The following is a 25,963-nucleotide window of genomic DNA, read 5'->3' as shown; positions in this document are numbered from 1 at the left end:
TGGCGAATTATACATATTGGACATAGGCGTGAAAATCAATGTAAAGACGTTCCGGCGGAACGTCTCTACGACGGTTAATGAATGCAACAAATTTAATTAGCTAGTTTTGCCATTCGGACGTTGGATAATCGTTTCCACAACCCGACGTTTTGCCTTGGGTTCGATTCCTACCAAGCGCACATATTCGTTACTATGTTCGGCGAGAAAAAATTCCAAAGTTGATATAGCATCAGATTCGGCATCAATTTGTGGAACCGCAAAACTTTGCCAAGAACCTGTGCGAAAGCGTCTTTCATCTACGTGTTCAATACCAATTTTATAACCTTGAGATAAAATCTGACGTACTTGCTCTTGTGTTTCTAAGGTCAAATGTGTATTTGAACCATTCGTTTTTGCAGGTTCGTTTGAACTACTTTTTGACGACTGACTAACCGGTGTGACAACGCTTGTAGGTGCAGATCGAGAATTTCTGCCTCGATTTAAGCGATTGTACTCATCAACCAACTGAGAATTTTCCACCCGTTTTTGTTCACCTACCATAAAATTGCCCATCTCAATTAAGTGAGACAAGCTAAAATCAGGGTTCTTAAATTCTGGTGGTTTCTCGGCACTGTTAACTATACGTCGAGATATCTGCTCAAAACCGACTTGATGGATAAAGTTGCGGATTTGTTCGTCATAAATGCGCGATCGCAAAGCACTAAAAAAGTCAATTGACTGATGGGGAAAATTATCTACAAATTGTTCAATTTCCCGTTGTGAAAGTCCATCCGCTTCAAAAATTCCACCAACAATTCCCACCTTGTCATCGCGGTCTGGTTCCCAGTAAAATTTATCCATCCGACCATCACGAATTAACGGTGCGTAGAGAGTGGAAAAATCATTACCTGTAACAATAATCGGCACCCGACGTAAAGGGTTTGAGTCATAGCTTCCAGGTAACTGCACATCAGTAGGATTATCAGCAATATTCATCAGTGTGGCATTTACCAACTGCGTATTTACAGTGTATTGCGTACCTTCATCAAAGCGTCCCGCACCGGCATCTAAATCGTTAATCATCAGCACGCACATTTTGCCGCGCACCTTGATTAATTCTGCTGTTTCTCGATAGCGCAGACGAATCAGACGCGCAGGATCTCCCGCATCTGGACTTTCCAGTTCACCACCAGAAATCAGAGTTACCTCAATACCCATTTTCTCGAAGACTAACTCACATTGAAAAGTCTTTCCCTCACCTTTGCGTCCATGAATTCCCAAAATTACAGGTACTCGCACACCGGGAATATTCAAAAAGTTTTTAGTGATGTGGACGGCAAGTTTATCTAGAAAGCGAGGAGCAATATAATAACCCATGAGTCTGTCAACGAATATTTAATACTTGTTCATCTAATGTTAGTTTTTTCTAGGGTACAACGGCTCACCAATTTTTTCTAACAATTAATTTAATCCTACCGTGCCAAACGCTGGACAAAATCTATGTGTTCTTCACTATTTAACCCTTGTTGCACCACTGCTAAAACTTTTGTCATCTCTGCGGCACGTAATGCGGGCAAATCCAACCACAAACCGGGAAATACGCGACTTTTGATGATATTATTTGCATCCGGTTCTAGTAAGACATACTCGCTATTTTACAAGCTGAACCAGTTAAGTTTATTTTCTAAAATCTGCCAAAGGATATATTCTTGAACACCGTTACGACGGTATACTATTTTCTTGTCATGTAAATCATTTGCCGCGCTGCTAGCTGCAACTTCTACAACTAACTCCGGGGCACCTTCTACATAATCATCATCACTAATACGTGCTTGTCCCCCCAAGCGTTGATCAATTAACAGTACAACATCGGACTGTGGCTCATTATCTAAATCCAGGCGTACTGTGACATGATCACCTAACTCTACGCCTGGAGTAGCGATTTTATAAGTCCACAACCAGCCGATAAGATTAGCGTGAGGTTTTCCATGACTATTAAAACGTAGAGGTGACGCGATATACACTATTCCTTCTATCAGTTCTGCTTTTTTAATATGCGGCATCGCGGTATATCGGCGTTCAAATTCGTTGCGAGAGAGGCGATCGCCACTTTCTAATGGTGGTATACTTTTTACCGATGCTGTCATTAGCAGATTCCTTAAAGGAGTGTTGCTGCATTCAGTATACTGCGGATTTGACGACAGCAACCGATAAATCACCGATTGACGAGTGAAAGCGTTTTGCCACAAAATCAGTAAATGTACTGCCCTTAACAATCTAAAATTTCCAACTGTAGATTTCTCGTTGTTATTTGTACTACTTGCAGAATTATTATTTTTAGGTTATCAGATGTTCATATCGATTTCTTAAATCTTATTGACGAGGAATTGCATGATAAACAAAAAATTTTATTGGTTAAAAATAGCTTTTCAATTTAAAGGCTCGATTTTTTCAGCAATTTCTAAAAAAGTTGTGGCTTTTGGTTTATTCGGTGTTTTCATTTCTCTACTTTATCATTTAAAACTGCCTGTTTCTCAGCCTATTTTTGAAAGCGTTATTCCCAGTATTGTTTTAGGTTTATTACTTGTTTTTCGCACAAATACAGCTTACGATCGATTTTGGGAAGGAAGAAAATGCTGGGGTTCTATGGTGAATAATACACGAAATTTAGCACGGCAAATTTTGGTATCGATTGATGAAATAACCCCAGAAGATAAAAACAATAAAATTATCGCATTATATTTATTGGTAGGTTTTTCTGTCGCAACTAAATTGCACCTGCGGGGAGAACCTGTTAATAGTGAGTTAGAAGAACTCATGGGACATTCTCGATATATAAAACTAAAAACTTTGAATAATCCCCCCTTAAAAATTGCTTTCTGGATTGGTGATTATTTAGAGAGACAACACAAGCGTAATTGCCTAAATAATTATCAGCTAATAGCTATACAAGACTTATTAAATAATCTCGTGGATAATTTAGGAGCTTGCGAACGTATTTTAAAAACGCCCATACCTCTAGCTTATGCTATCCATCTGAAACAATTAATATTAATATATTGCTTCTTATTACCTTTTCAACTAGTGCAAAGTCTGGGTTGGTGGACGGGTTTAATTACAGCTTTGGTTAGTTTTACTTTATTTGGCATTGAAGCCATTGGTTTAGAGATAGAAAACCCCTTTGGTCATGATGAAAATGACTTGCAATTAGACAATATTTGTAACACAATGAAACGGAATATAGATGATTTAATTAATTTTAATCCATATGTGCGATCGCATCATGAGAATATCAACAATTAAGATTACACTAGTTAAATTTCTATATTACTTGCTTGCTCCAAACGTTCAATTTCTGCTTTTGCAGCTTCTAATAAATCCTGCCAATTATCTGGAGGATTGCCAATATCTAACATTGCTTGAAATACCCGATAAGCATCTGTTTTACTATCATAAGCTCGTTTTGATTTTTCATCATTAACCCAAGCAAAAACAATTATTTTCCTCTCTAGATGATATCGAAAAAATAATCGATACTGCTGGAAGAATTTGGCTCTAAACCAGTGTTTGTAATCATCTCCAAGAGTATCTCCTTGACGATATTCAATCCTTGTCGGGTCTTGGGGAATTATTTAAAATGCTAATTTAACTATAGCCGCTAGACGCTTTGTGGCATTTTTATTCTTATATTCTTGGGGATATTTTTGATGTAAATTTTCAACCTGTTTCTGTAATTCCTCAAACTGAGCGAGAAATAAAGGATGGGCAAATATGCTCCATCCATTAATTACTAAAGGTTGATTCTTAGACATAAATTAGACATAAATTTCTCGACAAATCTATTCATCCCTGTCATCAAGTGGTGCATCAAGGTCAAAATCCACATCTGCAACCAAGGACTTAACACGAAAGACTAAATCGGAGTCGATCGCTTGTAAATGTTGGGGATTATTTTCGATATCTCTAGCCAGGAAATTCAAAAATTTCTCCAGCACGGGATCGTTTTCTGCTGTGTCCGCACGCGAAATAAGTACCCGACCATCGGGTTCGATTGTATAGCGAATTTTATCACGCTTATTCAATCCCAGAACCTTGCGAACAGCATCGGGAATTGTTGTTTGATAGCGATCGGTAAGGGTCGATTCTGAAATTGGGGTTGGTGTTTGGGTCATAATCGCCTCTAAACCCATGTGCAAACATAATAATTTTAAAGTAATGCAATTGCATTGTCATGTCAAGGTGATTTTGCACCGAGAAATTAGGTTGCTTTCGGTGTAATGCAAAATTATAGTTCTTCAGCTATTGGTCTTGGCGATCGCACCACCAAATATTCTCTCAAACATGCGATACTCCAGAGGAGTCGCTTCGCGAACGGTATCTTCTCAGTACTTTGATCGCACCAAAAATACATGTTCTCCAAAATGCGATTACTTTTATATTATGCTGGCGATCGCACCAAAAATCTTCTCTAAAAAAATGCGATCGCCTCTATAATATTTGCAGAAAATCAAGTGCGTTAGCGCAGCCCAACTCAGGCATCGCCTAACTTTGTTATTTTTACTCTTCTTTAGAGAAATCTGGTAGTTTTAGCTGTAATTGTTGTACTTGCTCTACTGTTAACCCTGTAATTCGTGCTACTGTCTCCACTGGTAAACCCTCACGTAGGGAATTAAGTGCTACTTTTTCTAATGCTTTTCTTTCCCAGCTTGTGATGATTTCCATATATTCCTCCCTTTCTTCTAATCCCATTGTACTGATTACTGCTTTAAAAGTTTGTTCTTCCGCTTCATTTAAATTTAAATAAGTATCAACAAAGCCAGAAATCAGTTGCATTCGTGCGGGGTCTAATTTTAGAGTAGTTAATAGCCGCAAACATTCTGCTTTCACCTGCGGACGTTCTTCTGGTGAAATATTCATTTTTGCCATTAATGCTGCGGCAATTGGGTTTTGTTGATTTAAATAATCTCGCCAACTAATTCTATTTAATTGAATTGCTGCAAATTCAAACTTGAGTACATCTAAATTATGAAACGTAATGCTATGTATTTTTGGTTCTGGTCTGAGTGGTTCATCAAAAGAGAAAATTACGACGGGATAAATTGGTAAATCGTATTTTTCGTAAAGTCTGGCAAAGTATTTAAACATTCGTTTGGCAAAATCTTGCTGTGTGTAAGATTGAGCTTCAACATGAATTAAGAAGAAAGTATCTTTTTCTTGGTATTTTACTTTTGCAAGTAAATCTATGATTTTTTTATCTCCGGCAGTCACATCGACAAGTACTTCCTCTGGTAAAAATTGAATGGAGTTTTTATCTATATCGCAAGCAATAGCAGGAAGAAATAGGTCGATGAATTCCGTAAAAAATGTAGAGATTAATTCTTTAAATAAGCGGTCATGGTCGATAGTCATAATTTTTAATAGCAATTTTTATTATGCTATCATTAGTGCGTAGTTTACCGCCGTAGGCATCGCCTAATTTTATCCCTTACCTTAATATCAGAATTTGAGTAATAAAATATAACAGTTTAGAGGTAGTGCGATCGCATCATGAGAATATCAACAATTAAGATTACAACTGCATTTTTTTAGGGCTAACCTCAAATGCTAAATCAGCACGATAAAAACATACATTGAATTCCAAGAAAAAATTCATCTGCCCTAAAACTAAGGGAGCATTTCTGTCTCTTGTCCAAGCAAAAGCTAATTCCACAGTTGGAAATTGTTCGACTGTTGCGATCGCAACCAATGCTCTTGCTTCAAATCTAGACAAATTACCTCCCAACGGAACGGAAAGTGTTTGACGTTCCCAAACAGCCCCCAACCTCAATCCGATTTCGTAAGGTAAGACATTAACACTTGAACCTGTATCGAGTAAACCCGATACATTCAAAGAATGATTCTGATAGGTTAGGGTCAAAGGAAGATAAGGAAATGTACTTAATGCACCTAACTCTGAGTTAACCTCAGTGAACCCAAATCTGACTTTATCAACCATTTGTTACTGCTTTTGTTTCTGCTAAAGCTTTTGCTAAAACAGCAGCAGCTTCAAAAGAATCATGTAGACCAAGGTTTGCGGTTTTACCTTGAGCATCTAATGGAACTAAACCAGATTCGTTCACCATTTCAGTTACCAGGAAATGCAGTAATAAGAGTTTATCGGTGTGAGATAATTCTTTTAAATGGGGCAAAAGTTCGGTGAGAGACATAAAATCGACTTAATAAATAGGTTGATAATTGAATTATATAGTAAATGTTGTTGAATTTTAGCGCAACGCACCCTACTAGCGAATAGCACTTACTAATTTTGGAATAGTTAGCTGAAGTTGTGATTTTAATATATAGCGTTCAGTCATCTAGAGAAAGTTATGCCTATAAAAGTGAAAATACCTCTTGAATAAAAGAGTCATATTGTTGCCTTGAATTCTCACTCAATATTTCTGTGAGATTAAAATAAGCGGAAATAGTTGAGTCATTTTGAATACGAGTATGCACTTCACTTGTAATACAGCTAGCAACGAGAATCGTTCTAACCTCTGAGTTTCTAACTTTTGCTGACTCAAAGGATTTTTTAGCAGCTCCATAACGTTCAAGTGCTCCAGCAGGATCGGCGCCTCCTTTCACCTCAATTACACCAACTGTTGTACCCTGATTATTTAAAAGTGAAATATCTGGCTCACTAGAAAAGAGTATTGAGGTGTGGTTAGCCAACATGACACCTCGATAGCATTCAATATTTCCTAGTTGTTCCTCAAGTTTCTCAGGATTATATAATTCGATTGCCGTATTCAACCGTGGGATAAAAGCAGCAAGAAGATTATGTTCCTTTGCCTCTTTGATAATAAGTCTTTGCACAACTTTTTCTGCTTCTTCACCAATAGCATTACGCCATGAACCGTCAATTTGTGCGCCCGTTGAGGCTAATAAGATTCCATATAATTCTTCCTGTGTCAGACTTTCTATTGAACTATCAATTATCAGCGATATATGTTCATTAAAAAGTTGAGAAAGTGCTAATGCTTTATCTTCTGTCAAAAAATATCTATTTTCTTCATCGGTTTCAATCTTCTTTACATCTACTCCGACTAAGTACTTAACGGCTTTTTGAGAAAGTGCCGCTATATTACGATAATAACCTAATAGCTTAGAGTGTTCTCTAATTAGCCTGGGGTGACAAAATACCTGAATTAACTGCAAGCTGGGATGTTGATTAATGTAGCTAAATGCATCTTCTCCAATGCCCCAATTTGCCAAGTTTTCCCAACTATACAAATGCTTAATAGGTAATAATGCATTAATTTTCGCATTAAAAGAGAGCGTCTTATATTCCTTAAGTTTGCGATAAAAGAAAGTCGAACGCAAACGATAGTTGACGCGATTTGCTTCAGTTAAGAGATTATTTTCCTCTGTTGTCACAGTGCAGCTTTTCCCAAATATATACACATTTACGCAATTCTGAGCGACCGTGATTTCCCATTTGCTGACTACTATTACCTTTTCCTTGCCCTAATATCCAAATGTGTCGTGTTACCAGCCCAAAAGACTCTGCTATATCAGATAAAATTAGGTCTACAGGAATTTCCTCTCCAGCATATCGAACGTTGTCGTTTACCATTGTCACTATGCCTCCAGCTTTGAGGATTCGAGCTAATTCATAGATGACAAAGCACATTTCATAAAAATAATTACGTAGCATTCTGGTAATATTTTTGTTATTCAACTTACCTTCTGTTCCATAATTTTCCAAAATTCCTAATACTTCTTGTAACGCAGCCTGATTTTGGAAAGTTAAATCTATTTTTAAGAAATCCTGATAACGTCCTATATCAATATAATAATTTTCTAAATAATTGCGCTTATCTCGATTTTCGACAGTACACGACAACATTGTTTGGCGTAAATGCTTGACTTTTTCTTCACTGCATCCTAAGTATGCAAGTTCAAGAGCATAGGTGCGAGTGTAATCATATCTATTGGCATAAGGTGGTGAAGTTATGACAAAATCAATACTGCTTTCTTCGATAGTCGGAAGAATTTCTAAACAAGAGCCTTGAAAAAGTTTAGGTTCCGGCTTTTCAACTGTATCTTGCAATGATAAACTATTATCAAATAAATTCAACTGTATAGAACTGACATCTAAATCTGATGCAATTTGCTTTAGTTTTTGGTTAATTGCATTATCAAAATTTAAAATTTCCCCTTTATTAAATTCATTTTTTCCTTTAGAACGACCTGAGCGAGTATCCCAACGTAGATATTGACCATCTTTTCTGGTATAGCTAGTATCTTCCAGTATACAAAAAGCAGCATACAAAAGTAGAGAACGTATATCTTCATCACAAATATAATTATTACAATAAAATAAATAACCTATTAACTTATTTTCATTTAGAGAAGAGAATGCTCCTTGTGTAATTGCAATATGATTAAATGTATCAGTCTGGTTGTAGTAATCTAAAAAATTTATTGTTTTCAAATGCAAAATTACTGTATTTAATAAGTTTACATTAATCTTTTGAGACGCAAGCCGAGATTTCGTGGCAAAAATGCCCACAGGCAAAAGTTCAATTCCTATAGATTGCCACCCCAAGGCACTTGCAGCGAATAGAGATGAGCCAGATCCCGAAAATGGATCAAGTAGAATACCAGGTTGTGGCTTTAAGTTTTGAAGAAGATAAGTAACTAGCTTTTCTGAAAAACCTTCTCTATATTTAAACCAGGAAGAAAATGGAGCTTGCTTATTATCTTGGAAACTCACCAAACTTCTATCTAAATAGGGATTAGGAAGAATCTTTGAGTAAAATTTTTGGTAAAGAGTATTTCGATTAATGAAAGAAGAATCGATTGGCACAAAGTTGCTTAATGGTAACTTGTTATTCATCATCATCTCAACTTTTTGTAAATTTTATTTATATCAGAAATGACTTTTGAACACCAAAAAACATTTTCTTGGCTTTTACAGCAAATTTCAGATAGATGAGGTACATACGTAAAACCTAAAACCCACTCTAAGACGTAGCAATGCTACGTCTCTACATGTATTTTATAACGACGCAATCTGCTTTTATTACCCCCACTTACTTATTTCCAAAAATCCTAATCCCTATTTTTCACAACTTTCTAATACCTCTTTCCAAACCTTGACAGACGCCTGTAAGAAAATCTAAATTCAAAGTTGCGATCGCATCACTTGGTTTGTGATAATGTGGATTTCGCATAAATGCGGTATCTGTCACCATAATTGCTGGATAACCCGCATCCCAAAAAGGTGCATGATCGCTTAGTCTCATATCGGGAACAATTATGCCTCTATTTGGCACAGGTAGCCATTCGCTAGGTGTACCAGATTGACGAATACTGCGACTCAGATTAATTAAATCGGGCAATGTCCGTAAATTGCCAATTAAAGCAATAAAATCGCCTTTATTTGGATAAAAGCGTTCTAAAGGTGGGGGATAATTTTGCGAATTAGGAGTTGCATCGCAATAACCCAACATTTCCAAAGACATCATCAAACGAAGCGATCGCTTTTCTTGCTTTAACTTAGCTGCATAATCAGCGCTACCAACTAAGCCATATTCTTCCAGATCAAAAGCTACCAATCGCAAAGGATATTTAATTGGCTGCGTGGCAAACATCCTTGCCAATTCCAGCAACACAGCTACACCTGTAGCATTATCATCAGCTCCTGGTGTTCCTGGTACAGCATCATAGTGTGCTGCAATTAAAATAGGTGGTAAATCCTTCTTTGAAAATCTCTCCAATGGAGGTAAATTCAAGATCAGGTTTTTACCAGCTTTGCCGTTTGCCTCAAAGGTGTGGATTTCCACACTTCCCGATTGTTCAAATTGTTCGCGAATGTATTGTTGGACAAAAAAATGTCCGCCAGTCGCCAAATACGGATCGCGATCGCGGGCTATAAACCTAAGATGAGTTTGCAGCTGCTCTTTTAAATTCACATGAATTATAGCAATGAACGCTGTTTCAAGTGTAATTCCCAACTGCAAGATAGAATAAATCAAGCATTGCTTGCAAACAAATAAAATTTATTAGACACTTAGGAGAACAGCAACGCATGGGCAAGGTAGTCGGCATCGACTTGGGTACAACCAACTCAGTAGTCGCCGTCATGGAGGGTGGCAAGCCGGTGGTGATTGCCAATGCAGAAGGAATGCGAACAACCCCCTCCGTCGTTGGCTTCAGCAAAGAAGGCGAAAGAGTCGTTGGGCAAATGGCACGGCGTCAAACCGTCCTCAATCCCCAAAATACCTTTTTTGCCGTAAAACGCTTCATTGGGCGCAGGTATAGCGAACTGAGTTCAGAATCAAAGCGAGTACCCTACACAATTCGCAAAGACGAAGTAGGCAGTATTAAAATAGTCTGCCCTAAACTCAGTAAAGACTTCGCCCCAGAAGAAATTTCCGCAATGGTGCTGAAAAAACTGGCAGACGATGCGAGTCGTTATTTAGGCGATACAGTCACCGGGGCAGTAATTACCGTACCTGCTTATTTTAACGATTCTCAACGGCAAGCAACGCGAGATGCTGGTCGAATTGCCGGTTTGGATGTATTGCGAATTCTTAATGAACCTACCGCAGCTTCTTTGGCTTATGGATTGGATCGCGGTGAGACGGAGACAATCTTAGTATTTGATTTGGGTGGTGGCACCTTCGATGTCTCGATTTTGGAAGTTGGCGATGGCGTGTTTGAAGTTAAATCCACTAGTGGAGATACGCAGTTAGGCGGTAATGATTTTGACAAGAAAGTAGTTGATTGGTTGGCAGAGCAATTTCTGGAAACAGAAGGAGTAGACTTAAGAAGAAGCGATCGCCAAGCTTTACAACGCCTCATGGAAGCTGCGGAAAAGGCTAAAATTGAACTTTCCGCCGTCAGCGTTACCGATATTAACTTACCCTTCATCACCGCTACTGAAGAAGGTCCTAAACATATCGAAACTCGCTTGACTCGCTCGGAATTTGAAGCTTTATGCACCGACTTGGTAAGTCGGGTCAGAACACCAGTCAAAAGAGCGTTGAAAGATGCCGGTTTAACACCTGAGGATATCGATGAAGTTGTCTTGGTGGGTGGATGTACCCGCATCCCCATGATAAAGCAGTTAGTACGTGACTTAATCGGCATCGAACCCAACGAAAATGTGAACCCCGATGAAGTTGTGGCAGTTGGTGCGGCAATTCAAGCAGGTATTCTCGCTGGAGAACTTAAGGATGTGCTGCTTTTGGATGTCACGCCTTTATCTATCGGCTTAGAAACCATCGGCGGTGTCATGAAAAAGCTGATTCCCCGCAATACAACTATACCAGTACGTCGCTCTGACATTTTTTCCACATCAGAAAATAACCAAAATACCGTGGAAATTCACGCTGTCCAAGGTGAACGGGAAATGGCAGCAAATAACAAGTCTTTAGGACGGTTCAAGCTGTATGGCATTCCGCCAGCACCACGAGGAGTCCCACAAATTCAGGTATCTTTTGATATCGATGCCAACGGTATTTTACAGGTAACGGCTTTAGATAGAACTACAGGACGAGAGCAAAGTGTGACGATTCAAGGTGCTTCTACCTTAAGCGAGTCGGAAGTTAACCGAATGATTCAAGATGCTCAAAAATATGCTGATGAAGACCGGGAACGTAAAGAACGAGTAGAAAAGCGCACCCGTGCCGAGGCTTTAATTTTATCATCAGAAAGACAACTCAGAGAAGTGGCGCTAGATTTTGGAATGCAATTTGCCCGAAACAGGCGTCAACGAATTGACACTATTTGTCGGGAACTACGCGAAAGTTTACAAAAAAATGATGATCGCGGTATTGACCAAAGTTACGCTGACCTGCAAGATGCTTTATACGATCTAAATCGGGAAGTGCGGCAGTATTATGCTGACGACGAAGAGGATGACTTGTTGGGTACGATCAAGGAAATCTTCACCGGCGATAAAGATAAAGAACGTCAGCGAGACAATTTAAGAGATAACTCTCGCGATCGCGATTCCTATGGCAGAGACTACCGTAGCAACACAGACTACGGCAACAACAGGGATTACAGTAGTAACAGAGATTACAGCGGCAATAAAGACTACGGCAACAACAGGGATTACAGCGGCAACCGCGACTATAGAGACAAAGACAGTCGTCCCTCCTCCTATGACAGCGGTTCTTCACGGCGATCACGTTCAAGTTTCCAAGATAACTGGGATGATGAAGACGACGATTGGTTATAGTACTTTTGAATGGGCGGAGTTTTCCGCCCTTGTATTATCAGATTAGTAGCGCCAAAATGAAGTTGATTGATTCGGATTTGCGTTCTCGTAACAAGTAATAGTTAATAGCACTATTAGCCATTAAATATTAATAAAATCTAAAATATATAGTTAAACTGACTATGCAAAATTTGCAGAATTTTCGCGATTATTACGAGATTTTAGGAGTACCTAAAGAAGCCTCAAGTGAGGAAATTAAAAAGAATTATCGCCGATTAGCACGGCAGTATCACCCAGACTTAAATCCGGGAAACAAAACAGCCGAAGACAAATTTAAGGATATCGGTGAAGCTTATGAAATCCTTAGCGATCCAACTAAACGAGCGCAATACGATCAGTTTAGCCGCTACTGGAATCAAAGAGGCTTTAGTGGCAATTCCCAGACATCAAAGGGTAAAGGTTGGGGTAATAAGGGCGATCGCACTAATACTCAAGATGTAAATCCTAGCGATTTTGCCAACTTTGAGGACTTTATTAATCAAGTTGTCGGTGTAAAAAATGATAAAAATGGGGCAAGTGATTCTACTAATGGTGCTAACCGCGATCCATATCGTAGCCCCCGAAGCAAAGTTGAATACACAGTACCAAAAACTCCTCGCAGTACCCGTCGAGATATAGAAGCGAGATTAACTTTACCACTAGAAAAAGCTTATGTAGGCGGTAATGAACGCATTCGCTTAGAAGATGGGCGATCGCTAGAAGTGACTATGCCTCCAGGTATGGTAACAGGTCAAACCATCCGCCTGCGTAACCAAGGCGTTGGTGGTGGTGACTTGTATCTAAAAATTACCGTTGAACCGCATCTTCTGTTTAAATTAGAAGGCTTAAATATATTTTGCCAAGTACCCGTGACTCCCAGCGAAGCCGTTTTAGGGGGACAGGTAGAAGCACCAACTCTCGATGGACCCGTGAAAATGTCAATTCCCCAAGGAGTTAGGTCTGGTCAACGATTCCGACTCGCTAATAAAGGCTACCCCAACGAAGCAGGTAAACGTGGCGATCAATTGGTAGAAATTCAGATAGTTACTCCGAAAACTATTAGCCAAGAAGAAAAAGAATTATACGAAAAATTGCGGCAAATTGAAACCTTTAAACCCCGCGCTGATTTACTGGGATAGGAATGAGGGAGTGTATCTACCTTTAATAATGAGGTTATATCCATCCTGTACAAGCTTAACCAAATGAGTAATAGCATTCCAGTCAAAAAAATCTTGATTTTGGCAGCAAATCCTAAACAGACATTGCGCCGGGGGGTGCATCCCAGTTTTTATTATTCGATGACGTAGCAATGCTACGTCTCTACAAGGAAATTGGATCAGAGATTGGGCGTGCGATCGCTACTGCTAAATTTCAACAACATTTGGTATTTCCTGTCAATCCCTAAGTCCTAAAATAAACAAGCATTCCGCCTTAGACTACTTTCGAGACTTGCTGCCGCATAGGAATTTGAACCACAAACTCCGTTCCTTTTCCAGGTTTGGAAAAAAATTCTAATTTGCCACCATGTTTTTCGGTGATGATTTGATAGCTGATAGCCATTCCCATTCCTGTTCCCTTGCCCACAGGTTTTGTTGTAAAGAACGGATTGAAAATCCGTTTTTGAATCGATTCGGGGATGCCAGACCCATTATCAGCGATGGCAATTTTTACCCATAAAAAATCAACAACAGAAGTACGAATCGTGATGCGACAGGGATTATCCCGGATTTCCTGATAAGTTCGTTTGGCATTAAATTCTTCGAGGGCATCAATCGCATTTACTAGAATGTTCATAAACACCTGGTTGACCTGTCCGGCATAACATTCTACATTAGATAAATTGCCGTAGTCTTTGATAACCTCAATTTCTGGGCTTTTGTCAGTGGCTTTGAGGCGGTGCTGCAAAATCATCAAAGTATTGTCGATGCCTTCATGAATATCCACCGCTTTGAACTCACTTTGATCTAAGCGCGAAAAGTTACGCAGTGACAGCACAATATCCCGAATGCGCTCTGTTCCAATATTCATTGATTGCAATACCATAATCGCGTCTTTTTCCAGAAATTCTAAATCGATGGTTTTGCGTTCAGTTTGAATTTCGACTGGTGGGTTGGGGAAATAACGGTGATAAAGCTGGACAAGTCGCAGTAAGTCATTGGTGTATTGGCTGATATGGCTGAGGTTTCCGTAAATAAAGCTAACAGGATTATTAATTTCATGAGCAATGCCAGCCACCATTTGACCTAAGGCAGACATCTTTTCGCTTTGAATCATCTGAGCTTGCATCTTATGCAAATTATTAAGCGTATTTTCTAACTCTTGGCTTCTTTGCTGCAAGTCTGTTTGAGACTCTTCTAACTCACAAATGATTTTCTTCAGTAAAAATTCCTTTGTGGCAATTTGAGATTCTAGCTGACGACGTTCAGTTTCAGAACGTTCGAGCTTTTTCCGCAAGATGCGGGTTGTCTTTTCTAACTCTTGAATCTGTATGGAATTGTCTTGGTTATCCATACATCACTCATTTTGTTCCCATTAGCAGTGTGACAAAGGTTTTGTTGTGAAATTGCGTTTGACCTCCACCCACCAAAGGAGCAATTTCACCGTAAGCGTAGAAACCACAACAGGGTAATGCCTCTGGTAAATGAGTTTTGACAAGCTGATACTCTTTTATAGTCAGAGTTCCCAGAATTCGTCTACGAGCTCCACAGGAAATAAGCAATGCTGCTGTTGGCTCTACACCAGGATAATGGGCGATCGCATTTTTCAGGGATGTCTCAGAAGCTGATAATATATTTTCACGAGTAGCATCGGTAATTTGCACAATTGCCTGTTCAGGAATAGCTGAAAAGAATGTCATACTACCAGATTGTTGATCGTAACCTTTAGGCGCTCTCATATAGAAATGGTTTTGCGAATCAAAAACTGCTAAGGCATGAATCGCATAGTTGACTGCAAATCCTTCTTCACCAAGATAATGCTGATAGAAATCTAAGGCACGCTGTCCATCAATTTCATAAACTACATTGCCATTCACTTTTGTGACACGACTACGTTGGCTGACAGGAGTCCAACCACTGGCAACTCCGTGTCCAAATAGTAGTTTTCCAGAAAACAGCAGCACTGGCACTGAATCACTTAATACTTCACCCTGGAAAAATTGATAGGTCTTTTCAAAGGTATAGTCATCGGCAGTGATTCCCCCAATTATGGGAATATCCTCTCCCAGACTTTGTTTTAAACCTTCTAAAATCAACACCTCATTGCTCGTCAGACTTTCGGGGAAGGTGAGGCATAATTGTGGCAGAGATGCACTTTTTGCTTTTGCTTGTGCGATCGCTTGTTGGGCTGCCAATGCTGGATTTTTGGATGCTTCTCGTCCAATACCTGAATGAATTTCCACATCGTTGCCAGCAAACAGCATTAAGACAAGAGAATCTTGTTGAAACTCCAGAATTGAAGAGATTTCTCCATTTGTAGTTCCACCAATCAACTCAATTCCGGGAAAAGCATTCTGAATGTGCTGCAAAATTAAGGCATGGTCAAAGTCTATAGCTGCAAATAAAAGTCCAGCCTGAGGAGTTAACCCAGCAAGAGAGGAGATACATTCAGTTAGAATTTCAGCGATCGCGCTTTGAGAATCAGGATCGTCACTATGACCAACAACAACTCGAAACATAACTACACTCATTGTAATTTTGAATAGTAGCGTGCCAATCCAATTCGGAGTGCCACCTACACTTAGATTTCCCATAAGTGGGAAATAAATCTCAGTTCACCTGACTTTTTATCATCAAAAGCTGTGGAAAGTTGACGTTGGTAATCACTCAAAAAGTGTACTAAGCTCAAAGGAAATCGCCAGAGTCATACGTAGAGACTACCAAGTGCTACGTCTAATCAAGGGTTTCGGGCAACGCATAATTAAATTTATACTCCTATGTCTAAAGGAAATAGGGTAAGAGATTTCCCGTGCGATCGCCTACTCAGCCATCCTCAGGTTTAAAATAAGAAAAAACTTGATCGTGACTCAAACAACCGTGAATCAAAACGGGGCAATGCCACAAAGGAGTGATACTTATTACTCCCTACTAGGACTGCATCCCTCGGCATCGGTAATCGAAATCCGTCATGCTTATCGGGAACTGAGCAAATGCTTTCATCCAGATACTACAGACTTACCTACTGCGATCGCTACTGCTAAATTTCAGCAACTCAACGAAGCTTACGCCACTCTCAGCAGCCCAGAACGCCGATTAAGCTACGATTTAAAAATTGGCTACTCTCGAAGCGGCATCATTCAAGCACCCGCTGACTTGAACCATCCCGTAGCTAAATTTTATGATTGGTCAAAATCAGCTTACCTTGATGCGAGTGATCGCCCGCTCTCACAAGGCGAAATTTTTGCTTTATTTATTATGGGGTTAACTATTCTCGGTTGTTTATTATTGGCGATCGCCATCGGCTTAACTCGTGGCGACGCTGCTTATCGTACACAAGTTACACCACCAACGCCAGTAATTCAAGAGCAAATTTACCGTTTTTCTCATACGAGTAATCCTCTCGAAATTAAGAAGTAAAAATTATTTTTTTTATCCTTGACTCTTGACGCAAATAATGAATAAAGTTTCTGCCGATACTCCCTTATATAACCACCCCCTACCTCAGATTGAGCAGTGGTTAAAAAACCAAGGTTGTCAGCAAGATGAGCAACAACCGCATTGTTGGCATGTCCAGCGACCATTATGGCAAGCGCAAATCTGGCTGGACATTGAGCAAATCGTCGTGCGATATTTCCCTTCCGAACAAAAAGGGCAAGATATACAGCGATCGTTCAAGTATTCCCTCAGTCGGCAAGATATAGAACAAGCGGTTTTTTCAGGACCATGAACTAGGGACTGGGGACTGGGGACTAGGGACTAGGGGGAAAGAAGAATTATTCTCCTTGTCTCCTTGTCTCCTTGTCCCCTTGTCCCCCCCCTCCCACTCTCCCACTCCTCTTCATACCTTACCAAACCGCCTTTCCCGTTGCTGATAAGCAGATAAAGCGCGGTGAAATTCGGTGCGGTTAAAATCGGGCCACAGAGTTTCGGTGATATAAATTTCCGCGTAAGCCATTTGCCAGAGAAGAAAATTTGAGATTCGCATTTCCCCACTAGTGCGGATTAATAAATCTGGGTCACAAATTCCTGCCGTGTAGAGATGACGCTCAAAAGTTGCTTCATCAATTTCATCAGGTTGAAGTAAACCTTGCTTTACTTGCTCGGCGATCGCTTGACAAGCCTGTAAAATTTCTTGTCGTCCACCGTAGTTTGTGGCAACAGTAAATCGGATAGCGCGATTATCCTTAGTTTCTTCCATTGAACGGGAAATTTCTTCTTGAAGAATACGCGGTAAAGCGGGCAAATTTCCCACAAACCTAATTTGCACATTCTCTTCCAGCATTTCGCGCAATTCTTGACGCAAAACTCTTTGGAACAAAGTCATCAAAAAATCAACTTCTTCCTGAGGTCTTTTCCAATTCTCAGTCGAAAAAGCATAAGCCGTCAGCGCACCAATTCCCCAATCCTTACAACAGCGAAGCAAATCCTTGAGTGCATCAACACCGTGTTTGTGACCGATAAACCTGGGTAGCCCTTGACGTTTAGCCCATCGACCATTGCCATCCATAATCACCGCAACATGTTTGGGCAGTAATTCTCGCTTTAAGTCAGTCGGCAAATATTGCAGTTGTGTATGGTGTACTGTCATTTTTTATCTCGCGAAGCAGTCGATGGTAATCCAAGTAAACGTGAAATTAGGGCTAGTGCCTTACTACGAATCTGACGTACCAAGCTTAACAGACCTGGAGCTACGGCTTCTCGATCTACAGTTGGGGATAATCGAGCCTCTAAAGACTCTTTCAGCTTCGCGAGTGTCAGCGGTCTATTTAGGATTCCCCTTTCCGCTAAAGAAATAGAACCCGTTTCTTCTGATACAACAACACAAATGCAATTTTCGACTCGCTCAGTAATTCCCATCGCTGCCCGGTGGCGTGTTCCCAACTGGCGCGAGGCTGTGCGTCCCGAAAGTGGTAAAATTATACCAGATGCCATAATACGCGAGCCACGAATCATTGTCGCCCCATCGTGCAGAAGAGTTTTTGGCTGAAAAATTGTCTGTATTAGTTCCTTAGAAACTTCCGCATTCAGCTTGACTCCAGGCACAGAAAAATCGCGCTCGTCAATTGGACCACTAGTTTCCAAAATTAGCAAAGCACCAATCCGGTTTTTGGACAGTTCTTTAACTGCATCGACAATTTCATCAATCACACTATCAGACTTGGGGATTGTCCGATTCGATGGTAAAAATAACTGCCGAAATTCGCCACGTCCCAATTGTTCCAAAAACCGTCGAAACTCTGATTGGAGCGCTACAGCCATCGCCACAGCACAACCAATCACCAACTTTTCTAATACAAAATTTAACAGTGGTAGCCCTAATCTGCCACTGAGAGCTGATGCCAGCATCAACACAATAAATCCTCGCACCATCCACAGTGTCCGGCGCTCACTAATAATGACTAGGATCATGTAAGTCAGCGCCAGTACTAAGGCTATATCCAGAGTCTCAAGCAGCAAAGACCCAGACTGTCCCAGGTTTATCAGCCATTGCTTCCACCAATCTCCCATGACATCTGGCGTGAAAGTATGAAGTATAAAGTATGAAAGATGAAAGATGAAGTATGAAGTATGAATTATCAAGCATGAAGTGTAAAATGTTCAATCTCTATTCTTTGTTCTTCATCCGATCTTTCAGTCTTCAGGCTTTATCCAAAATCTTTCTTTAGTCTTTCGGGTAGGCAATCCTGTCTAATCAAGTCTTGATAAGTTTCGCGCTGCAAAATTAAATTTGCTTCGCCATTCTTGACTATAACCGCTGCCGATCGCGGTATACGATTGTAGTTAGATGCCATACTGTAATTGTACGCACCAGTTGCCATTACTACCAGAATATCTCCGGGTTGAGTTTTTGGCAGTTGGGCATTTTTGATTAGAATATCCCCTGATTCACAATGTTTACCAGCAATTGTCACTGTTTCGGTTAAAGGTGTTGACATGCGATTGGCGACTACTGCCCGGTAAACTGATTGATAAGTAATCGGACGTGCATTATCAGACATTCCGCCATCCACAGCTACGTAGGTACGGATTCCCGGAATCACTTTGGATGATCCTAACGTATAAGCAGTGACACAAGCTGTGGCAATTAGCGATCGCCCTGGTTCACATAATAACTTTGGTAAAGGTAGATTTTCTTCTTCACAAGCAGATTCAATCACTTCGCAAATCGGTTTTACCCACTCTTCAATGCTCGGTGGATCATCTGATTCTATATACTTAATGCCCAAACCGCCACCAACATTTAATTCTGTCACGCTTAAACCGTAACTAGCGGCTTTACTCAACCACTGCACCATCAAAGCAGCTAAATCGCGATGTGGTTGACGTTCAAAAATCTGAGAACCAATATGAGCATGTAATCCTACGCAGTTCAGAACAGATTCCTTGCTGACAAAAGTAAACAATTCATCCAGCGCATTGGGATCAAAGCCGAATTTACTATCTAATTGTCCTGTCTGAATATACTCATGAGTGTGACACTCAATACCCGGAGTCAACCGCAGCATTATTCGGATGGGAGATGAAGAGTTAGGAGTTGTAGAGACGCGATTAATCGCGTCTTTAGGAGTTGTAGAGACGCGATTAATCGCGTCTGTACCAAGTCCCCCTTGTCTCTCTTCAACAGCTATCTCCACCAAAGTATGTAACTCATACCAGTTATCCACCACGATGGTGCAACCAGATTCAATGGCAAAAATTAGCTCTTGGCGGGACTTATTATTGCTATGCAGGTAGATTTTATCAGGACTGACACCCGCTTGTAGTGCTGTGTAAAGTTCTCCTCCTGATGCTACATCTACACCTAAACCTTGATGAGATGCGATCGCACAAATTGCCAAACAACTCCAAGCCTTAGAAGCATACAATACCTGAGATTCGCCTTTGTAGTATTGCTTAAAAGAATCTCGGTATTGCTGACAAGCCCCAATGAACGTTTCTTCATCCAAAATATATAAAGGCGTACCAAACTGCTGAACTAGAGTTGTGACATCACAGCCACCAATTTCTAGGCAGTCACTACCATTAACTCTGGCACTCAAGGGTAAAAGTTGCTGATTAGGCGACAATTTGGCATTTTTACTGCTTTTTTCCGGTAAATACTGACTACCAGAATGTTGAATACCTGCCGGGTGAGTCGATACCATAAATATAAGAGTTGTCCTTGTTCTAATTAGGAGCGTGAGTGGATACTCCGATTCTCAGTTTAGCGACCCGTTGTCCCATTATTGATAATTGTGATCTCATTAGCATTAGAAATTCAATCACTGACACCAGATGATCTGAGTGGAGCCTTAGAACTAGATCAAGCCTGTTTTGGGGGTTTGTGGAATTTAGAAGCTTATCAACGAGAGTTGGAAAGTCCTAACACTGAATTAGTCGGATTATTTTCCAACTTCTCTAACTCCAGAATGCTGGGAATGGGTTGCTTTTGGTCAATTGTAGATGAAGCACACATTACGATTGTGGCAGTTCATCCTCACTACCATCGTCAAGGTTTGGGGGCAGCTTTACTATATTCGCTTTTGGTTCGAGCTTACGATCGCGGTTTAGAGCGAGCCACTCTGGAAGTGCGTGTTTCTAACTCGGCAGCAATATCTTTATATCAAAAATTTGGTTTCAAAACAGCAGGGCGACGACGCGGTTATTACAGAGATAACGGTGAAGATGCTCTAATTTTGTGGAATGGAGAAATGCAACAGCCAGATTTTCCCAAAACTTTAGACACATGGCATACCATAGTTTGCGATCGCTTAAGTCAGTCCTCATGGCAGTTAATTTTGAAATAAAGATGAGAATTTCTAATCTAATTAGCCACATACTCTAAAAAACCATTAAATATTTAAATAGTGTGTTGATATGTATTGAAAGGAACACCAATTTATGATATTAATCTTTGTTTGGGAAGGGCAAAAAAAAGACCCAAAACCCGTTTTTTGCCGTGAAATCGAGGGTCTAAAATCAAACCTCTCGGTATACACACCAGGTCAAAGTTATAAAAAGTTAATAATTATCTGATTAACCGGAGTGTTAGCCCTTGGATGTCTATCTGTTTATACAGACACCCAAACTTAGAGCTTATGCTAAAATCAGCATACCGGCACGACGCAGGTGATGGGATCAACGAAACTATGTTTGAACGCTTCACAGAAAAAGCCATTAAGGTAATCATGCTTGCTCAAGAAGAGGCACGCCGTCTTGGGCATAATTTTGTCGGTACCGAGCAGATCCTCTTGGGTCTAATTGGCGAAGGTACCGGGGTGGCGGCTAAGGTGCTGAAATCAATGGGCGTCAATCTCAAAGACGCTCGGATTGAAGTAGAAAAAATCATAGGTCGAGGCTCAGGCTTTGTGGCTGTGGAAATTCCGTTTACGCCACGGGCAAAGCGAGTTCTAGAACTATCCTTGGAAGAAGCGCGCCAATTAGGACATAACTACATTGGTACCGAGCATCTGCTGTTGGGCTTAATCCGCGAAGGGGAAGGCGTAGCAGCCAGAGTTCTGGAAAACCTCGGTGTGGATCTTTCCAAGGTGCGAACCCAAGTCATTAGAATGCTGGGAGAAACAGCCGAAGTTTCTCCAGGTGGTTCTTCGGGTCGAACGAAAACCCCAACGTTGGACGAATTTGGCTCGAATCTGACCCAAATGGCAGTAGACGGCAAGCTCGATCCAGTAGTAGGACGCGCAAAAGAAATTGAGAGGGTGATTCAAATCTTGGGTCGCCGCACCAAAAATAACCCAGTATTGATTGGGGAACCTGGTGTAGGTAAAACGGCGATCGCTGAAGGTTTGGCGACACGCATTTCCACCAAAGATATCCCCGACATCTTAGAAGATAAGCGCGTAGTCACTCTCGATATCGGTTTGCTGGTAGCTGGGACCAAGTACCGGGGTGAATTTGAAGAACGCCTGAAGAAAATCATGGACGAAATTCGTCAGGCAGGCAATGTCATTCTCGTGATTGACGAAGTTCACACGCTTATTGGTGCAGGTGCAGCAGAAGGTGCTATTGATGCGGCAAATATCCTCAAACCAGCTTTGGCAAGAGGTGAATTGCAATGTATTGGTGCAACAACCCTTGATGAATACCGCAAACACATCGAGCGAGATGCCGCTTTAGAGCGACGCTTCCAACCAGTAATGGTAGGTGAACCGAGCGTTGATGAAACAATCGAGATTTTGTACGGACTTCGTGACCGTTACGAACAGCACCACAAGCTGAAAATCTCCGATGAAGCTTTAGTAGCAGCAGCGAAATTATCTGATAGATATATTAGCGATCGCTTCCTACCAGATAAAGCTATTGACTTGGTTGATGAAGCAGGTTCTCGCGTCCGTTTGATTAACTCCCAATTGCCACCAGCAGCAAAAGAGTTAGACAAAGAACTGCGTCAGATATTGAAAGAAAAAGATGACGCAGTGCGCGGTCAAGACTTTGAGAAAGCAGGGGAACTGCGCGATCGCGAAATGGAAATCAAAGCCGAAATCCGGGCGATCGCTCAAAGCAAAACCAGCGCATCCGGTACAGAAGGTTTAGAACCCGTCGTCACCGAAGAGGACATCGCCCACATCGTCGCATCTTGGACAGGAGTTCCGGTGAACAAACTCACCGAATCCGAATCCGAAAAGCTGATGCATATGGAAGACACCCTGCATCAACGCCTTATCGGTCAAGAAGATGCCGTGAAAGCAGTTTCTCGTGCCATTCGCCGCGCTCGTGTCGGTTTGAAAAATCCTAATCGACCCATTGCCAGCTTTATCTTCTCAGGTCCGACTGGTGTTGGTAAAACTGAATTGGCGAAATCCTTGGCGTCTTACTTCTTCGGTTCCGAAGAAGCAATGATTCGCCTAGATATGTCCGAATATATGGAGCGCCACACCGTCAGCAAACTGATTGGTTCGCCTCCTGGTTATGTCGGCTACAACGAAGGTGGTCAGTTGACCGAAGCTGTGCGCCGTCGTCCTTACACCGTTGTGTTATTCGACGAAATCGAGAAAGCGCACCCAGATGTATTCAACATGCTGCTGCAAATTCTCGAAGACGGTCGATTAACTGATGCCAAAGGTCGCACCGTAGATTTCAAGAACACCTTGCTGATTTTGACATCAAACATCGGTTCCAAGGTAATTGAAAAAGGTGCTTCCAGCATCGGCTTCGAGTTCACCGATAACGCCGGCGAGACGCAATACAACAGAATTAAGACTTTGGTGAACGAAGAACTCAAGCAGTACTTCCGTCCAGAGTTCCTCAACCGACTTGATGAAATTATCGTCTTCCGTCAGTTGAGCAAGCTAGAGGTGACAGAAATCGCTGAAATCATGCTCAAAGAAGTATTTGGTCGCTTGACTGAAAAGGGTATCGTCCTAGAAGTCACCGATCGCTTCAAGGATCGCTTGATTACAGAAGGTTACAGCCCCAGCTATGGTGCAAGACCTTTACGTCGGGCGATTATGCGCTTGTTAGAAGATAGCCTCGCCGAGGAAATTCTTTCTGGTCGCATCAAAGATGGTGATACAGCCGTCGTTGATGTTGATGAAAGCGGTACTGTGCGAGTTAGTGGTGGTGGACAGCAACGGGAATTATTGACCCCAGTAGCTGAGTAAAATTTTAAATTTTAGAAAATGAAATAACGGTAGAGGGTGAAAGTTCTCTACCGTTTTTTTATGTTGACAAATAGCGATTCTCAGTTGCGTGCGATACGCGGTGTAGAGACGCGAAATTTCGCGTCTCTACATTTATTTGTTGAACATGTATGTGATTCAAATGAGAACCGCTATAGATTACACACATACAGTTGTAGTCTTATCGATTTGCTTTATAAATCAAAGATATAAAAGCTATTTAATAACTAATAGATTAATAAATAGGGTTTGCTGAAAAAGAAAGAAAAGCTTACATTCTCAGATCATCAGACCAAAGAAATATATTCAGGTGCAAGATAAGAGGCTAAAATAACCCAAAATCCTTGCATCTACGTGACTAGCACTCAGGAGTGGGTTATTAGTACATATGTATCGAAAACAGGGGCAACCTCCAGTCTCACCAGAAAATTTTGGACTTCCGTTTGAAGGAAAGTTGTCATCAGATAATCGTTGGATTATTCTGGGAAATTTAATACCCTGGGCAGAATTTGAAGAGGAATATTCATCCGGATTCTCTGTAGAGATGGGAGCGCCAGCAAAGTCGTTTCGGATGGCATTAGGGGCATTAATAATCAAAGAAAAACTAGGAATAAGTGATAGAGAGACAGTAGAACAAATCAAAGAAAATCCTTATCTACAGTACTTCATAGGGATATCATCTTATATTAATGAAGCTCCATTTGATGCATCTATGTTAGTCCATTTTCGTGAAAGAATTAGTGCAGACTTAGTAAACAAAGTGAATGAAGAAACTGTTAAGAGGATGCTAGAGACAACATCTTTGACTTTAGCAACTGAATCAACTGAAAAAAAACAGAAGAATTAGAAAAAGAAGATAACACGCCAAAAAATCGGGGAAAATTAATATTAGATGCGACTTGTGCGCCAGCAGACATCAGCTATCCAACAGATTTAGAGCTATTAAATCAAGCAAGAAAACAGACAGAAAGAATAATAGACCTTCTTTATGAACAGATAAAAGGTACATTAGAGAAAAAACCAAGGACTTATCGGGAAATAGGGAGAAAAGACTACCTAGAAGTCGCTAAAAAGCGTCGTGTATCCCAAAAAGATAGGAGAAAAGCGATTAAAAAGCAGCTTCAATATATCAAAAGAAACTTATCCCATATTGACCAGCTAATCATATACGGAGCAACTTTAGAAAATTTCAGTAATAGACAATATAAAATGTTGCTTGTAGTTGTAGAAGTTTATCGTCAACAACTATGGTTGTATGAAAATAAAAACAGAGTATTGACGACCGCATTGTTAGTTTAACCCAACCGCATATCCGTCCAATCGTCCGGGGTAAAGCAGGTAAACCTGTAGAATTTGGGGCAAAATTGTCTGCTAGTTGTTTTGAGGGATATGTATTTTTAGACCATATTAGTTGGAATAATTTTAATGAATCTGGAGACTTAAAAGCACAAGTAGAAGCATATAAAAATTATACTGGCTATTATCCAGAATCCGTTCATGTTGATAAAATTTATCGAACGAGAGAGAATCGAGCTTGGTGCAAAGAAAGAGGTATTATCATGAGTGGACCGGCTTTGGGAAGACCACCAGTAAATGTTAGTAAAGAAAAAAAGAAGCAAGATTTAGAATCCGAGAGAATTCGTAATTGTATTGAAGGAAAATTTGGGCAAGCTAAAAGAAGGTTTAGCCTCAATCGAGTGATGGCGAAACTTTCCCACACTTCTCTTACTGCAATTGCTATTACTTTTTTAGTGATGAATCTTTCTACTCACCTGTCGCGGGTTTTTTATGCTTTTTTATGTCTATTTTTGAAAACTGCACCTTTTATGCAGTTTCGCATAACTGAAAATTATGATTTTGTTATTTATAAACAACAAAAGCTTATCTTTGATTTTACTTGAATAACTAGTCAACCCAAAAGAATTGCTTTTTCATACTTTTTCAGCAAACCCTAAATA

At 40.5% G+C, this 25,963-nt stretch carries 21 protein-coding genes and 3 pseudogenes; 9 read left to right on the top strand and 15 right to left on the bottom strand.

All coding sequences use genetic code 11. From position 1 onward, the window contains the following. Positions 1 to 96: 96 nt before the first annotated feature. The gene (locus tag TOL9009_RS0136360; protein WP_029638519.1) at positions 97 to 1,356 is read right to left on the bottom strand and encodes a ribulose bisphosphate carboxylase small subunit; all 1,260 of its coding nucleotides are present in this window, start codon (positions 1,354 to 1,356) and stop codon (positions 97 to 99) included. A gap of 95 nt (positions 1,357 to 1,451) precedes the next feature. Beyond that, positions 1,452 to 2,126: pseudogene (locus TOL9009_RS41710) on the bottom strand (Uma2 family endonuclease). A 244-nt stretch (positions 2,127 to 2,370) separates the two neighbouring features. Here TOL9009_RS41710 and TOL9009_RS0136350 point away from each other — a divergent pair. Beyond that, positions 2,371 to 3,282, top strand: coding sequence for a bestrophin family protein (locus tag TOL9009_RS0136350; protein ID WP_029638517.1), 912 nt, complete (start codon positions 2,371 to 2,373; stop codon positions 3,280 to 3,282). Positions 3,283 to 3,293: 11 nt separating this feature from the next. Here the strand turns inward: TOL9009_RS0136350 and TOL9009_RS41705 are convergent. After that, positions 3,294 to 3,791, bottom strand: a pseudogene (locus tag TOL9009_RS41705) (type II toxin-antitoxin system YhaV family toxin). 27 nt (positions 3,792 to 3,818) lie between these two features. Then, a complete protein-coding gene (locus TOL9009_RS0136340) occupies positions 3,819 to 4,151 on the bottom strand; it encodes a type II toxin-antitoxin system PrlF family antitoxin (RefSeq protein WP_029638515.1) in 333 nt (110 codons plus the stop codon). Between the two features lie 169 nt (positions 4,152 to 4,320). Here TOL9009_RS0136340 and TOL9009_RS48230 point away from each other — a divergent pair, with 169 nt between their 5' ends. Beyond that, positions 4,321 to 4,473: a hypothetical protein gene (locus TOL9009_RS48230; protein ID WP_186227778.1), complete on the top strand. Its 153-nt coding sequence runs from the start codon at positions 4,321 to 4,323 to the stop codon at positions 4,471 to 4,473. 63 nt (positions 4,474 to 4,536) lie between these two features. On the opposite strand, the gene TOL9009_RS0136335 is transcribed toward TOL9009_RS48230, so the two are convergent. The 6 genes from TOL9009_RS0136335 to TOL9009_RS0136310 form a co-directional block, all read right to left on the bottom strand. Continuing rightward, positions 4,537 to 5,388, bottom strand: coding sequence for an Rpn family recombination-promoting nuclease/putative transposase (locus TOL9009_RS0136335; protein WP_029638513.1), 852 nt, complete (start codon positions 5,386 to 5,388; stop codon positions 4,537 to 4,539). Positions 5,389 to 5,548: 160 nt separating this feature from the next. Further along, entirely contained in the window at positions 5,549 to 5,974 is a 426-nt protein-coding gene (locus TOL9009_RS0136330) for a hypothetical protein (RefSeq protein ID WP_029638511.1), read from the bottom strand. Beyond that, on the bottom strand, positions 5,967 to 6,185 hold the full coding sequence (locus TOL9009_RS0136325; RefSeq protein WP_029638509.1) for a hypothetical protein: 219 nt from the start codon (positions 6,183 to 6,185) through the stop codon (positions 5,967 to 5,969). Before TOL9009_RS0136325 ends, TOL9009_RS0136330 begins: the two co-directional genes overlap by 8 nt. A 163-nt stretch (positions 6,186 to 6,348) precedes the next feature. Further along, positions 6,349 to 7,392 (bottom strand): XcyI family restriction endonuclease, encoded by a 1,044-nt coding sequence (locus tag TOL9009_RS0136320; RefSeq protein ID WP_029638505.1) that lies wholly within the window; start codon positions 7,390 to 7,392, stop codon positions 6,349 to 6,351. Next, positions 7,373 to 8,863, bottom strand: a complete 1,491-nt coding sequence (locus TOL9009_RS0136315; protein WP_084763462.1) for a DNA methyltransferase — start codon at positions 8,861 to 8,863, stop codon at positions 7,373 to 7,375. Before TOL9009_RS0136315 ends, TOL9009_RS0136320 begins: the two co-directional genes overlap by 20 nt. A 223-nt stretch (positions 8,864 to 9,086) precedes the next feature. After that, positions 9,087 to 9,935, bottom strand: a complete 849-nt coding sequence (locus tag TOL9009_RS0136310) for a M28 family peptidase (RefSeq protein WP_029638501.1) — start codon at positions 9,933 to 9,935, stop codon at positions 9,087 to 9,089. Between the two features lie 116 nt (positions 9,936 to 10,051). On the opposite strand from TOL9009_RS0136310, the gene dnaK reads away from it, so the two are divergent. Both dnaK and TOL9009_RS0136300 read left to right on the top strand, forming a co-directional pair. Continuing rightward, positions 10,052 to 12,211: a molecular chaperone DnaK gene (gene dnaK / locus TOL9009_RS0136305; protein ID WP_029638496.1), complete on the top strand. Its 2,160-nt coding sequence runs from the start codon at positions 10,052 to 10,054 to the stop codon at positions 12,209 to 12,211. Between the two features lie 161 nt (positions 12,212 to 12,372). Beyond that, complete coding sequence (locus tag TOL9009_RS0136300; protein WP_029638495.1) at positions 12,373 to 13,368, top strand: DnaJ C-terminal domain-containing protein; 996 nt, start codon at positions 12,373 to 12,375, stop codon at positions 13,366 to 13,368. Between the two features lie 292 nt (positions 13,369 to 13,660). Here TOL9009_RS0136300 and TOL9009_RS0136295 read toward each other — a convergent pair whose 3' ends face one another. Together TOL9009_RS0136295 and TOL9009_RS0136290 are read right to left on the bottom strand one after the other, a co-directional pair. Continuing rightward, positions 13,661 to 14,740 (bottom strand): sensor histidine kinase, encoded by a 1,080-nt coding sequence (locus tag TOL9009_RS0136295; RefSeq protein WP_029638494.1) that lies wholly within the window; start codon positions 14,738 to 14,740, stop codon positions 13,661 to 13,663. 7 nt (positions 14,741 to 14,747) lie between these two features. Then, positions 14,748 to 15,905, bottom strand: a complete 1,158-nt coding sequence (locus TOL9009_RS0136290; protein WP_029638491.1) for an FIST signal transduction protein — start codon at positions 15,903 to 15,905, stop codon at positions 14,748 to 14,750. A gap of 376 nt (positions 15,906 to 16,281) precedes the next feature. Between TOL9009_RS0136290 and TOL9009_RS0136285 the strand changes: the two genes are divergently transcribed. Both TOL9009_RS0136285 and TOL9009_RS0136280 read left to right on the top strand, forming a co-directional pair. Next, a complete protein-coding gene (locus TOL9009_RS0136285; RefSeq protein ID WP_029638490.1) occupies positions 16,282 to 16,803 on the top strand; it encodes a J domain-containing protein in 522 nt (173 codons plus the stop codon). A gap of 37 nt (positions 16,804 to 16,840) precedes the next feature. After that, entirely contained in the window at positions 16,841 to 17,113 is a 273-nt protein-coding gene (locus TOL9009_RS0136280; protein WP_029638487.1) for a DUF3143 domain-containing protein, read from the top strand. A 111-nt stretch (positions 17,114 to 17,224) separates the two neighbouring features. Here the strand turns inward: TOL9009_RS0136280 and uppS are convergent, their stop codons facing one another. The 3 genes from uppS to lysA form a co-directional block, all read right to left on the bottom strand. Then, entirely contained in the window at positions 17,225 to 17,974 is a 750-nt protein-coding gene (gene uppS, locus TOL9009_RS0136275; RefSeq protein ID WP_029638485.1) for a polyprenyl diphosphate synthase, read from the bottom strand. Then, a complete protein-coding gene (gene cdaA, locus TOL9009_RS0136270; protein ID WP_029638484.1) occupies positions 17,971 to 18,894 on the bottom strand; it encodes a diadenylate cyclase CdaA in 924 nt (307 codons plus the stop codon). Before cdaA ends, uppS begins: the two co-directional genes overlap by 4 nt. A gap of 137 nt (positions 18,895 to 19,031) precedes the next feature. Beyond that, positions 19,032 to 20,531 (bottom strand): diaminopimelate decarboxylase, encoded by a 1,500-nt coding sequence (lysA, locus tag TOL9009_RS0136265; RefSeq protein WP_029638483.1) that lies wholly within the window; start codon positions 20,529 to 20,531, stop codon positions 19,032 to 19,034. Positions 20,532 to 20,621: 90 nt separating this feature from the next. Between lysA and rimI the strand changes: the two genes are divergently transcribed. The 3 genes and pseudogenes from rimI (at position 20,622) to TOL9009_RS42780 (ending at position 25,906) form a co-directional block, all read left to right on the top strand. After that, complete coding sequence (rimI, locus tag TOL9009_RS0136260) at positions 20,622 to 21,173, top strand: ribosomal protein S18-alanine N-acetyltransferase (protein WP_029638480.1); 552 nt, start codon at positions 20,622 to 20,624, stop codon at positions 21,171 to 21,173. 342 nt (positions 21,174 to 21,515) lie between these two features. After that, complete coding sequence (locus TOL9009_RS0136255; protein WP_029638478.1) at positions 21,516 to 23,987, top strand: ATP-dependent Clp protease ATP-binding subunit; 2,472 nt, start codon at positions 21,516 to 21,518, stop codon at positions 23,985 to 23,987. 406 nt (positions 23,988 to 24,393) lie between these two features. Next, a pseudogene (locus TOL9009_RS42780) lies at positions 24,394 to 25,906 on the top strand (IS5 family transposase). Positions 25,907 to 25,963: the final 57 nt, after the last annotated feature.

It is taken from the genome of [Scytonema hofmanni] UTEX 2349 (genome assembly GCF_000582685.1).
GTDB lineage: Bacteria > Cyanobacteriota > Cyanobacteriia > Cyanobacteriales > Nostocaceae > Hassallia > Hassallia hofmanni.
Note: the sequence above shows the minus strand (reverse complement) of the source record. Positions and strands in the feature narration are given on the sequence as shown.